The organism is Streptomyces viridosporus T7A (genome assembly GCF_008704515.1).
Classification (GTDB): Bacteria; Actinomycetota; Actinomycetes; order Streptomycetales; family Streptomycetaceae; genus Streptomyces; species Streptomyces viridosporus.
Genome location: NZ_CP023700.1, coordinates 3,430,824 through 3,443,312, shown reverse-complemented (window position 1 = coordinate 3,443,312; position 12,489 = coordinate 3,430,824). Strand labels below are relative to the sequence as shown.

The window sequence follows — 12,489 nt, the reverse complement described above, 5'->3', positions numbered from 1 at the left end:
ACGCACCTGTGTTGTAGGTTCGCGGGGTGTCCGCACCCGCCCACCTCGACCCCCGCCTCCTGCGCGCCTTCGTCACCGTCGCCGAGGAACTGCACTTCACCCGCGCCGCCACCCGCCTCTACGTCGCCCAGCAGGCGCTCAGCCGGGACGTGCGGCGACTGGAACGGGAGCTGGGCTGCGAGCTGTTCGTGCGGACCACGCGTCAGGTGACGCTCACCGCCGACGGCGAGCGGCTGCTGCCGTACGCGCGCCGGGCGCTCCAGGCGCAGGACGACCTGCTCGCCGCCGCCGGGCAGGCCCGCCCCCTGCTCGTGGACCTCAACTCCCCGGGCCTGAAGACCCCGCGCCGGGTGCTGCACCGGGCCCGCGAGCTCACCCCCGGCCACGAGCTGATGGCCCGCTACGAGAGCGGGCTGACCTGGGCCGCGGGGGAGGTGCTCGCCGGGCGGCTCGACGCGGCGTTCGGGCGGTTCGCGGGGCTCCCCCCGGCGCTGCGGGCCGGGCTCCACCAGCAGCCCGTGCGCTACGAGCCGATGGCGATCGTCCTGCCCGAGGACCACCGGCTGGCCCCCCTGCCCGAGGTGCCGCTCGCCGCGCTGGCCGGCGAGACGGTGTACGCCGGGGCCGGGAACCCGCGGACACCGGAGTGGACGGATCTCGCCCGCCTGCTGTTCGAGGGCCGGGGCATCGTGCTCGCGCCGCCCGCGCCGCTGGCCGTCGGGGACGAGGAGTTCCAGCGGATCATCGCCAGGACGGGCAACCCAGTCCTCGCCGTGGTGGACTTCCCCCCGCTGCCCTCGACCGTGCTGCGCCCCCTCGTCGACCCGGTTCCGCTGTCGCCTGTGTCACTGGTGTGGCGAAAAGGACTGGTCCATCCCGCACTGGGTGGACTTCGGCGTGCCGCGGCCGTACTCGCCGCGCAGGAGGGCTGGTTGGAGCGGCCCGCGGGGGGATGGATTCCGGCCGGGGACTCGGCCGTGATGACGGCTGTGTGAGGTCTCACCGTCGCTTCGGAAGGACGTGCGGCAAACACACGACCTCCACGTGCGCTACATTCGTGGCCCGAGCAAGGTGTGGTAAAACGGGGCGCTCGGAACGGGTGGGGGGCCCGGTCCGGCGGCGAGTGCTCGGGTCGTGTGCGCACCCGCAACCGTCCCGTGGGGGTAGTGCGTGCGCGTGGATAAATGGCGAGAAGACGCTCAACCGGACCGGCCTGTGGCCGCGGGCACGAGCGAGGGGTTCCCGGAGGACGACGAGCACCGGGACCGGGGTGACACGCGGATCCTCCCCGAGACGGCCGGCCCCGCCGTGAGAGGCACCACTCCGGCTTCCGGAGCCGGCGACGGCTCCCTCGACGACCGCGGGACCCGCATCGATTTCTTCTCCGCCGGGAACGACAGGACCCAGGTCCTGAGCGGCGCCCCCCACCGTGCGGACCCCGCCGCCCGGCCCGGTGACACCGGTGTCCCCGCGGCCCCGGACGGGACGGAACCGACCGAGGGGGCGCGGTGGACGAAGGCAGCGGCCCCGGGCGGTGAGCGTGCGGGCGGTCCGTGGGACACCGAGCGCACCACGACCCTGCGGGTCCCCCGCGCCGGCGGCCCCGGCACGGGGACGACCCGGCTCCCCTCCCCGCCGGGAGTCCGCCCTCCCACCCGCGACCCCTGGCAGGAGGAGGCCGCCGAGCCCGAGGCGGCCACCCACGACCCGCACGAGGTGACGGTCCAGCTCGACGCCGTGCAGTTCGGGGACGGCGGTCTGCTGCAGCGGACGCCGGGCCGGGCGGGCGGGGAGCAGGACGCCGGTCCCGTGTTCGTCGACGAGTCCGGCCGCCGCAGCCGCCTCTACCGCCGCATGGGCCTGGCCGTCGGCCTCGCCTGCGCGGGGTACGCCGTCGTGATGGTCGCCACGCTGCTGTCCGGCAACTCCGACGCCCCCTGGATGCCCGTCCCCGGTCAGCAGGAGCACCCCGCGGGGCAGGTCGAGACCTCGCAGCGGCCCGAGGAGACGGACGGCACCCCCGGCTCCGGCTCCAGCCCCCTCCCGGACGACACGCCGACCACCGGCGTCCCCGCACTGCCCGAACCCGGGGCCACCGCCCCCGCGTCCGGCACTTCCGGCGCGACCGGCACCACGGACGAGCCGGGCACGACCTCCGGTCCGACACCGACGCCGACCCGGAGGGACACCACGAGACCGGGCACCGGCGGCGACGACACCCCCGCGCCCCCGGCCGAGACCCCGACCACGCCGGTACCCGACCCGACCACGACGGACGGTCCCACTCCCGGGACGACCGCCCCCGCGGACGACGGCGGTGACACCGACAACCTCGCCGGCGCTCCCGCCGAGGGGTCCGTCGGGCACACGGAGCCGTCCGTCGCCCATGCCGCACCATCCCCGGAGAACGTCCTCTGATGGCATCCCGCACCTCCCGCCGCAGGGCCGCACGTCCGGCCCGCGGCGGTTCCCCGCGCCGCCGCGTGCCCTTGCGGCTGCTGCTTCCGCTGCTCGTCCTCGTCGTCCTGGCGGCGATGCTCATGCTGCGCGGATACGTGCACAGCGAGATCCTCGCCGACCACCGCGTCCAGCCGCCCGCCCCCACCGACCAGGTGCCCAGGGACATACTCGAGGGCGGCCCGGTCATCGACGCCCGCGCCGGCCGCGCCGAGGGCCTGAGCGTGCCCGACCGCCGTCTGGTCCTCACCTTCGACGACGGTCCGGACCCGGTCTGGACGCCGAAGGTGCTGGACGTGCTGAAGGAGCACGACGCGCACGCGGTCTTCTTCGTCACCGGCACCATGGCCTCCCGCTACCCGGACCTCGTCAAGCGCATGGTCGACGAGGGCCACGAGATCGGCCTGCACACCTTCAACCACCCCGACCTCGCCCTTCAGTCCACCAAGCGCATCGACTGGGAGCTGTCGCAGAACCAGCTCGCGATCACCGGCGCGGCCGGCATCCGCACCTCGCTCTTCCGCCCGCCGTACTCCTCCTACGCCGCCGCCATGGACAACAAGACCTGGCCGGTCGCCCAGTACATCGGCAGCCGCGGCTACCTCACCGTCGTCAACGACACCGACAGCGAGGACTGGAAGCGGCCCGGCGTCGACGAGATCATCCGCCGTGCCACGCCCGAGGACGGCAAGGGCGCCATCGTCCTGATGCACGACTCCGGCGGCGACCGCAGCCAGACCGTCGCGGCGCTGGACCGGTTCCTGCCCGACCTGAAGAAGCAGGGCTACGAGTTCGACAACCTCACCGAGGCCCTGGGCTCGCCCAGCGCGCACAGCGCGGTCACCGGCGTCGACCTGTGGAAGGGCAAGGCGTGGATCTTCCTGGTCCAGGCCTCGGGGAAGATCACCGGCGTCCTGGTGGTGGGCCTGGCGGTCATCGGCACCCTGGTCATCGGCCGCTTCGCGCTGATGCTCCTGCTCTCCGGCGCCCACGCCCGCCGGGTCCGCCGCAAGGACTTCAGCTGGGGCCCGCCGGTCACCGAACCGGTGACGGTGCTGGTCCCGGCGTACAACGAGGCCAAGTGCATCGAGAACACCGTCCGGTCGCTGATGGCCTCCGACCACCCGATCGAGGTCCTCGTCATCGACGACGGGTCCACCGACGGCACCGCCCGCATCGTCGAGGCCATGGGCCTGCCCAACGTACGGGTGATCCGCCAGCTCAACGCGGGCAAACCGGCGGCGCTCAACCGCGGTCTGGCCAACGCCCGCCACGGCATCGTGGTCATGATGGACGGCGACACGGTCTTCGAACCGTCCACCGTCCGCGAACTCGTCCAGCCCTTCGGCGACCCGAGGGTCGGCGCCGTGGCGGGCAACGCGAAGGTCGGCAACAAGGACAGCCTCATCGGCGCCTGGCAGCACATCGAGTACGTGATGGGCTTCAACCTGGACCGCCGCATGTACGACATCCTGCGCTGCATGCCGACCATCCCGGGCGCCGTGGGCGCCTTCCGGCGCTCGGCGCTGGAGCCGATCGGCGGCATGAGCGACGACACGCTCGCCGAGGACACCGACGTCACCATGGCGCTGCACCGCGCCGGCTGGCGCGTGGTCTACGCCGAGAACGCCCGCGCCTGGACCGAGGCGCCGGAGACGGTCCAGCAGCTGTGGTCCCAGCGCTACCGCTGGTCGTACGGCACCATGCAGGCCATCTGGAAGCACCGCCGCGCCGTGATCGAGAAGGGCCCCTCGGGCCGCTTCGGCCGCGTGGGCCTGCCCTTCGTCTCCCTGTTCATGATCCTGGCCCCGCTGCTGGCCCCGCTGATCGACGTCTTCCTGCTCTACGGCATCGTCTTCGGCCCGACCGAGAAGACGATCGTGGCGTGGCTGGGCGTCCTGGCCATCCAGGCGGTCTGCGCGGCCTACGCCTTCCACCTCGACCGCGAACGCATGACCCACCTCATCTCGCTGCCGCTGCAGCAGATCCTCTACCGCCAGCTCATGTACGTCGTGCTGCTCCAGTCCTGGATCACCGCCCTCACCGGCGGCCGCCTGCGCTGGCAGAAGCTGCGGCGCACCGGCGTCGTCGAGGCGCCCGTCGACGGGGTGCCGCGCCAGCGCACGCGGAGCAGTGACGATCGGAGGCCCGTGGCATGACCCACGGACACACCACCGGTACGGGAACGAGCCCGGAGCCGGCCGGCCCGTACGGAACCCCGTACGCGGGGGACGCGACCGGAACCCCGGGCGCGCCGTACCCGGGGGACGCGCACGGGACCCCGGGCGGGCCGTACCCGGGGGACGCGCACGGAACCCCGGGCGGGCCGTACCCGGGGAGCGCGCACGGCACCCCGGGCGCGCCCCACGTCCTCCCGCAGCAGCGCGCGACCGAGCCCGCACCGGATCCGTCCGCCGCCCCGACCGCACCCGGGAAGCCGGGCCGCGACCGGTACCTCGACCTGCTGCGCTCCGTCGCCCTGGTCCGCGTCGTGGTCTACCACCTCTTCGGCTGGGCCTGGCTGACGGTGCTGTTCCCGTCGATGGGCGTGATGTTCGCGCTGGCCGGCTCGCTGATGGCGCGTTCGCTGAAGCGTCCGGCGACGAGCGTGATCCGCAGCCGGGTCCGCCGTCTCCTGCCGCCGCTGTGGGCGTTCGCCGCGGTCGTGCTGACGCTGCTGTTCGCGAGCGGCTGGGACCCGGCGAAGGACCCGGGCCAGGGCGTCTGGGGCCTGGTCAAGCTGGTCAACTACCTCGTCCCGATCGGCGCCCCGCCCTACCCGTGGGACGCCGGCGCCCTGGGCCCGTTCGAGAGTTCCTGGGCGACCCAGGCGGCGGGACCGCTGTGGTACCTGCGCGCCTACCTGTGGTTCGTCCTCGCCTCCCCGCTGCTGCTCCGGCTGTTCCGCCGGGCCCCCTGGCCGACGCTGCTCGCCCCGCTGGGCCTGACGGCGATCGTCGGCACGGGCCTGGTGACCATCCCCGGCGAGACGGGCAACGCCGTCACCGACTTCGCGGTCTACGGAAGCTGCTGGGTGCTGGGCTTCGCCCACCAGGAAGGGATGCTGAAGCAGGTCCCGCGGTACCTCTCCGTCTCCTGCGCGTCCCTGGTGATGGCCTTCGGCCTGTGGTGGGCCTCGAACCACCCCGCCGCCGACGGCTGGAACCTCAACGACATCCCGCTGGCCCAGGCCACCTGGTCGTTCGGCTTCGTGGTGATCCTGCTCCAGTACTCCCCGTCGTGGCGGGAACTCCCGGGACGCCTGGCGAAGTGGGACAGGCTGGTGACCCTCTCCAACAACCGGGCGGTCACCATCTACCTGTGGCACAACCTGCTGATCATGCTGACGGTCCCGCTCGTCGACCTGCTGTACCGGATTCCGTTCATGCAGAGCGAGCGCGGGGTGGAGGCCCTCAGCAGCACGTACACGCTCTGGATGTTCGCCTTCGTCTGGCCGCTCATCGGCCTGGCGGTCCTCGCGGTCGGCTGGGTCGAGGACCTCGCGGCGAAGCGGAAGCCCCGTCTGTGGCCGAACGGGGCGAAGCGCTCCGCCGGCCGGCGGAGCGGGACCGGAGCGGCGCGCCGGGGCTGACGCCGGGGGCCGCCGCCGGTGCGGCCCCCGGCCGCACCGCCGCGTCGGCGTGCCCCGTGAAAAACTGCTCGTGCTGCGGAAGCCAACAGGACGGCCAGGGGGGACACCGATGAGCAAGCGGCAGACGCGGAAGATGCTGCGGTTGATGGCGAGCGGGGAACCGGTGGAGCTCACCAGCCCGATGGCGTCCGTGAAGAAGCTCGCCCGACTCGCCTTCATCGCCCAGCAGTTCGGGTACGAGTACGCCGACGTGCGCCAGGGCGGCGGGCAGAACGGCGCGCTCAGGATGCTGATCGTGCCCGACCCCGGCCCGCAGGCGCGGGCCCGGGCCGCGCAGAACTGGGCGCAGTACCCGAACGCCGGCGACGGGGTGTCGCTGCCGCCGCTCGTGCCGGACGCCGTCGAACTGCTCAAGGCCCGCATCAACTTCGACCTCACCGGCAAGAGCGCCGAGAAGCGGATGGGCTACGGCGCCCTCGGTGTCTCCGTCGGCTGCGTGGTCCTGGCCTACCGGGCCGGGGGCGAGCCCTCCCACTTCGTCGTGGCGGGCATCATCTGGCTGCTCCTCATGGCCGTCTTCGGCATCGGCCTCGTCGTCACCCGCAGGCGCAACGCCAAGTTCGCCGCCCGTCTCCGGGCGGCCGGGTTCGCCCCGACGACGGACGAGACGGGCCGGGTGCGCTACCTGCCGCCGGGCGGATGGACACCGGGACACGGCAACCCCTTCGGCGGCGACCCGTACGGCGCCCCGGGCACGGCCCCGACGCCGTACGCCCAGCCGGCTCCGGGCCCGTACGCCCAGCCGGCTCCGGGCCCCTACGCCCAGCAGCCCCCCGCCGCCCACGGCACCCCGCCCGCGCCCACCCCGTACGGCGCCCCGCAGCAGCCCCCGGCCCCGGCGCCCGGCGGTCCCCACGCCCAGCCGCAGCCGCCGTACCCGCAGCAGAACCCCTACTGGCAGCCCCCGCGGCAGCGCTGACGCCGCCGCGCCTCACGGCACCGTGCCCCGCCGGTGCCGGAGACCTCTCACCCCGCCCCCGCCGGCGGTGAGAGCAACGTTCCCCACCGGTCACCGGGGACCACGGACCGGAAACGCTTCCTCCCTACCTTCGGGGCCAGCCCCTCGCGGCACCGCCCGCACCCCGGAGAACAGTGGAGGCGTCATGACAGCTCCCCGGGCCCGGCTCAGCCCGGACCCCGCACCCCCGAGCGGGGGCGGCCGCTGGATCCGGCACTGGGATCCGGAGGACGAGGCCTTCTGGAACGCGACCGGGGAGAAGGTCGCCCGCCGCAACCTCCTCTTCTCCGTGCTGTCCGAGCACATCGGCTTCTCGGTGTGGACGATGTGGTCCGTGCTGGTGCTCTTCATGGGACCGGAGTACGGGCTCACCCCGGCCGACAAGTTCCTGCTGACGTCCGTGGTCACGCTGGTCGGTGCCGTGGTCCGCGTCCCGTACACCTTCGCCGTCGCGGTCTTCGGCGGACGGAACTGGACGGTCGTCTCCGCCGGGCTGCTGCTCGTGCCCACCGTCGCCGCGTTCGCGGTGATGGAGCCGGGGACCTCCTTCCCCACCTTCCTGCTGGTCGGCCTGCTGGCCGGTATCGGCGGCGGCAACTTCGCCTCCTCCATGACCAACATCAACGCCTTCTTCCCGCTGCGGAAGAAGGGGTGGGCGCTCGGCCTGAACGCCGGCGGCGGCAACATCGGGGTGCCCGTGATCCAGCTCGCCGCCCTCGCGGTCATCGGGGCGGGCGGCGGGCCGCGGGTGCTGCTCGGCCTCTACGTCCCGCTGATCGTCGCCGCCGCCGTGCTGGCCGCGCGGTACATGGACAACCTCGCCCCGGTGCGCAACGACACCGGTGCCGCCAGGGACGCCGTGCGGGAGGCGCACACCTGGGTCATGTCCTTCCTCTACGTCGGCACCTTCGGCTCCTTCATCGGCTACAGCTTCGCCTTCGGGCAGGTGCTGCAGAGCCAGTTCGGCCGCACCCCGCTGCAGGCCGCGTACGTCACCTTCCTCGGCCCGCTGCTGGGCTCCCTGGTCCGCCCGGTGGGCGGGCGGCTCGCCGACCGGTACGGCGGCGCGCGGATCACCCTGGGGACCTTCCTCGCCATGGGCGCGGCGACCGCCGTGCTGGTCGCCGCCTCCCTGCGGGAGTCGCCGGCGCTGTTCACCGCCGCCTTCGTGGTGCTGTTCGTGCTGACCGGCGTCGGCAACGGCTCGACGTACAAGATGATCCCCGGCATCTTCCAGGCCGAGGCCCTGGCCCGGGGGCTGCACGGCGAGGAGGCCGCCGCGCACGGACGCCGGCTGTCCGGGGCGGCCATGGGGCTGATCGGCGCGGTGGGCGCGCTCGGCGGGGTCGGCATCAACCTGGCCTTCCGCCAGTCCTTCCTCTCCCACGGCTCCGGCACCGGCGCGTTCGTCGCCTTCCTCGCCTGCTACGCGGTCTGCTCCGCGGTCACCTGGGCCGTATACCTTCGCCGCCCGGCGGCCCGGCCGGCCGCCGCGGGCGTCGCGGCGGAGGGGGAGCCGCGGCTCGGCCACGCCGAGGTGTGACGTAACACTGGTGACACGAAGCCGAACCGGGCCCGTCACGGATCGTTGGCAGGCTCGCTCGGCGTGGGGGCGGAGCCGCCCTTCACGCAGGACGCCGACCCGAGCGGGACGAGAGCCATGGACGACGAACGACAGCGACCGGACCACGGGCCCCTCGCGGGGTTCACCGTGGGGGTGACCGCGGCGCGCCGGGCCGACGAGCTGGGCGCGCTGCTCGAGCGGCGCGGAGCCGCCGTGCTGCACGCCCCGGCCCTGCGGATCGTGCCGCTGGCCGACGACGGCGAGCTGCTGGCCGCCACCGAGGAGATCATCGAGCGGGCCCCGGACATCGCGGTCGCCACCACCGCCATCGGCTTCCGGGGCTGGGTGGAGGCCGCCGACGGCTGGGGGCTGGGCGAGCGCCTGCTGGCGAGGCTGGGCGGGGTGCGGATCCTGGCGCGCGGCCCCAAGGTGAAGGGCGCGATCCGGGCCGCCGGACTGGCCGAGGAGTGGTCGCCGGCGTCGGAGTCCCTGGCCGAGGTGCTCGACCGCCTGCTCGCGGAGGGCGTCGACGGTCTGCGCATCGCCGTGCAGCTCCACGGCGAGCCGCTGCCCGGGTTCGTGGAGTCGCTGCGGGCCGGGGGAGCGGAGGTGGTGGGGGTGCCGGTCTACCGGTGGCTGCCGCCGGAGGACCTCGGCCCCGTCGACCGGCTGCTGGACGCCACGGTCTCCCGGACCCTGGACGCGGTCACCTTCACCAGCGCGCCCGCCGCCGCGTCCCTGCTGTCCCGGGCCGGGGAGCGCGGCCTGCTCGACGACCTGGTCGCCGCCCTCGGCCACGACGTCCTGCCCGCCTGCGTCGGCCCGGTCACCGCGCTGCCGCTGCAGGGCCACGGCGTCGACACCGTCCAGCCCGAACGCTTCCGGCTCGGCCCCCTCGTCCAGGTGCTCTGCCGGGAACTGCCCGCCCGGGCCCGCGTGCTGCCCGTCGCCGGGCACCGGGTGGAGATCCGCGGGCACGCGGTCCTGGTGGACGACGAGCTCAGGCCCGTACCGCCGGCCGGGATGTCCCTGCTGCGGGCGCTGGCCCGGCGGCCCGGCTGGGTCGTCGCCCGCGCGGACCTGCTGCGCGCCCTGCCGGGAGCGGGCCGCGACGAGCACGCGGTGGAGACCGCCATGGCCCGCCTGCGCGGCGCCCTCGGCGCTCCCGGGCTGATCCAGACGGTCGTCAAGCGCGGTTACCGGCTCGCCCTGGACCCCCGGGCGGAGTCGAAGTACGCGGACGCCTGAGCGGGGTGACCGGCCCGGCGGACGAGGGCGCCGTGCGAGGGGTTACGGGTGCGGGAGCGGGCAGGCACTGTAGGGAGGGGATGTCCCGGTCCCTCCCTCGCGTCGCACCGGTCCCCACCCGACCGGGGCGGAACCCTAGGCGGTGACAGGCACATGGCACTGGGTACGGCCACGGCGCCCCACGAGCTGCGGTTCGACACCGGGCGGGTCTGCCTGGACCTGCTCGCGACCACGCATCCCGTGGAACGGCTCGACTCCGTCGAGGTGCTGCGCGCCTGGATCACCGGCTCGGGACTCGTCCCGCCGGGCACCTCGCTGGTCCACGCCGACCCCTCGTGGCCGGTGGCCTTCCGCGAACTGCGCGGGTGCATCGCCCTGTTGGTGCGCGGCCGGGTGGGACGGCCGTCCGGTGCGGCTCCCGGCACCCCCTCGTACGACCTCGCGCTCGCGCGGGTCAACGACCTCGCCCGGGTGGCGCCCCCGGCCCCGTGCGCGGTGCCCGGTGACGACGGCCTGCTGGTGCGCCGTCTCGACGGCCCGCCCGGCCGCGCCGCGCTGCTCGCGGCGGTCGCGCGGGACGCCGTGGACCTGCTCACCGATCCGGTGGCGCGCGCGGGTCTGCGGCAGTGCGAGGGCGACAACTGCCCGATCGTGTACCTCGACACCTCCCGGGGCCGCAGGAGGCGCTGGTGCTCCAGCGAGGTCTGCGGGAACCGCGAACGGGTGGCCCGCCACCGCCGCCGCGCCGCCCTCACCCGCGCCTGAGACACCCGCGCCTGAGACACCTGGGCCTGAGACACCCGCGCCTGAGACACCCGGGCCTGAGACGTCTGAGCCCGAGACACCCGGGCCTGGGGCGCCCGCACTTGAGGCATCCGGGCCCAACGCCTTCGCCCCCGATGCGACTTCTGTGCCGCACGCCTCGTCGAGCGAGTGAAGTGACATCGGTCACGCCCCGTTCGCCGCCCCCGTTCCGTGGAAAGCGCGCCCGCTCCTTCGGCGTGTCGGAAAAGTGAAGGAGAAGTGCGGGGAATGTGGCTCCATGTCCCGGTCCGCGCGCCGTCCCGCAGAAAACTGCCGCCTCCCTTTGAACACCCACCACCTCGCGTCCGTACCGGTGGTGGAGCGACCGGCTGGGGGATCCCCCGGACATCGGAGGTGGGCGTGCGCAAGGATTCCGTCGTGGCCAATGAACGTGCATCGAGGGCCCGACATCGCATGCCCCCATCCTCGGAACCCGATGAGGAGCTGATGCGTGCGCTGTACCGAGAGCACGCCGGCCCCTTGCTGGCCTACGTCCTGCGGCTGGTCGCCGGAGACCGGCAGCGCGCCGAGGACGTCGTGCAGGAAACGCTCATCCGTGCCTGGAAGAACGCCGGTCAGCTCAATCGGGCGACCGGTTCGGTACGCCCCTGGCTGGTGACGGTCGCCCGACGCATCGTCATCGACGGCCACCGCAGCCGGCAGGCCCGGCCGCAGGAGGTCGATCCGTCGCCGCTGGAGGTCATCCCCGCGGAGGACGAGATCGACAAGGCGCTGTGGCTGATGACGCTGTCGGACGCACTCGACGACCTGACCCCTGCTCACCGGGAGGTGCTCGTCGAGACGTACTTCAAGGGGCGTACGGTCAATGAGGCGGCGGAGACGCTCGGTATACCCAGCGGTACCGTCCGCTCCAGGGTGTTCTACGCCCTGCGTTCGATGAAGCTGGCACTGGAGGAGCGGGGGGTGACGGCGTGATGGGTGTGTACGGGGGAAATCAGGGATTCGGCACGGGTGGCGCGGGTATGTCTGGGGCCATGCAGGGATCACCGGTGCCGAATGAGCACGAGACCGTCGGTGCCTACGCCCTGGGCATCCTCGACGATGCCGAGGCCACCGCGTTCGAGGCGCACCTCGCGAGCTGCGAGTGGTGCGCCCAGCAGCTCGACGAACTCGCGGGCATGGAGCCGATGCTGGCCGCGCTCGCGGACCTGCCCGGCGCCGGGACGCCCGCCATCGGCGAGTCGCTGTCGGCCAAGCCGAACCCGCGCGTGGTGGAGAAGCTGGTCGACGAGGTCGCCGAGCGCCGCGCGAGGAAGCGCCGCCGCAACTTCTACATGGTGGCCGCGGCGGGCGCGCTGATCGTCAGCGGACCGTTCGTGGCCGTGGCGACCACCGGCGGGGACGGCGGTGGCGGTGGCGGCGGTGGCGGCACCAACCGGACGCTCGCGGCAGACCCGGTCAAGGACGCCTTCGACAAGGCCTCCGACAAGGTCTCGGCCACCGACCCCGGCACCAAGGTCTCCGCGACCGTGGCGGTGGAGGAGAAGCTCTGGGGCACCGAGACGGTCCTGGAGCTGAAGAACGTCACGGGTGCGCAGAGGTGCGCGCTGATCGCCGTCGGCAAGAACGGCGAGCGGGAGACCGTCACCTCCTGGTCCGTCCCGGAGTCGGGCTACGGCCTGCCGGACGCCAAGACGGAGAAGGCCAGGCAGCCGCTGTACGTCCAGGGCGGCTCCTCGTTCGACCCGAACGAGATCGACCACTTCCAGGTGATGACCTTCGACGGCAAGCTGCTGGTCGAAGTGGACGCGTAGCCTCCCGGGGCCCCCTTCGCGTACGGTTGAC

General features: G+C 73.6%; 10 protein-coding genes. All 10 read left to right on the top strand.

What is annotated here, in order from left to right:
• Positions 1-26: 26 nt before the first annotated feature.
• The 10 genes from CP969_RS15955 (at position 27) to CP969_RS15910 (ending at position 12,458) form a co-directional block, all read left to right on the top strand.
• Positions 27-995, top strand: a complete 969-nt coding sequence (locus CP969_RS15955) for a LysR family transcriptional regulator (RefSeq protein WP_004987405.1) — start codon at positions 27-29, stop codon at positions 993-995.
• Between the two features lie 220 nt (positions 996-1,215).
• Positions 1,216-2,418, top strand: a complete 1,203-nt coding sequence (locus CP969_RS15950) for a hypothetical protein (RefSeq protein WP_016826029.1) — start codon at positions 1,216-1,218, stop codon at positions 2,416-2,418.
• The gene (locus CP969_RS15945; protein WP_016826030.1) at positions 2,418-4,616 is read left to right on the top strand and encodes a bifunctional polysaccharide deacetylase/glycosyltransferase family 2 protein; all 2,199 of its coding nucleotides are present in this window, start codon (positions 2,418-2,420) and stop codon (positions 4,614-4,616) included. Before CP969_RS15950 ends, CP969_RS15945 begins: the two co-directional genes overlap by 1 nt.
• Positions 4,613-6,049 (top strand): acyltransferase family protein, encoded by a 1,437-nt coding sequence (locus tag CP969_RS15940; RefSeq protein ID WP_016826031.1) that lies wholly within the window; start codon positions 4,613-4,615, stop codon positions 6,047-6,049. Before CP969_RS15945 ends, CP969_RS15940 begins: the two co-directional genes overlap by 4 nt.
• 109 nt (positions 6,050-6,158) lie before the next feature.
• A complete protein-coding gene (locus CP969_RS15935; RefSeq protein ID WP_016826032.1) occupies positions 6,159-7,028 on the top strand; it encodes a hypothetical protein in 870 nt (289 codons plus the stop codon).
• Positions 7,029-7,212: 184 nt separating this feature from the next.
• Positions 7,213-8,610, top strand: a complete 1,398-nt coding sequence (locus tag CP969_RS15930) for a nitrate/nitrite transporter (protein ID WP_016826033.1) — start codon at positions 7,213-7,215, stop codon at positions 8,608-8,610.
• A gap of 117 nt (positions 8,611-8,727) precedes the next feature.
• Complete coding sequence (locus CP969_RS15925) at positions 8,728-9,879, top strand: uroporphyrinogen-III synthase (RefSeq protein WP_016826034.1); 1,152 nt, start codon at positions 8,728-8,730, stop codon at positions 9,877-9,879.
• A gap of 153 nt (positions 9,880-10,032) precedes the next feature.
• Positions 10,033-10,644, top strand: coding sequence for a CGNR zinc finger domain-containing protein (locus tag CP969_RS15920; RefSeq protein ID WP_016826035.1), 612 nt, complete (start codon positions 10,033-10,035; stop codon positions 10,642-10,644).
• Between the two features lie 393 nt (positions 10,645-11,037).
• The gene (locus CP969_RS15915) at positions 11,038-11,619 is read left to right on the top strand and encodes a sigma-70 family RNA polymerase sigma factor (RefSeq protein WP_004987439.1); all 582 of its coding nucleotides are present in this window, start codon (positions 11,038-11,040) and stop codon (positions 11,617-11,619) included.
• Positions 11,620-11,693: 74 nt separating this feature from the next.
• Positions 11,694-12,458, top strand: a complete 765-nt coding sequence (locus CP969_RS15910) for an anti-sigma factor family protein (protein ID WP_016826036.1) — start codon at positions 11,694-11,696, stop codon at positions 12,456-12,458.
• Positions 12,459-12,489: the final 31 nt, after the last annotated feature.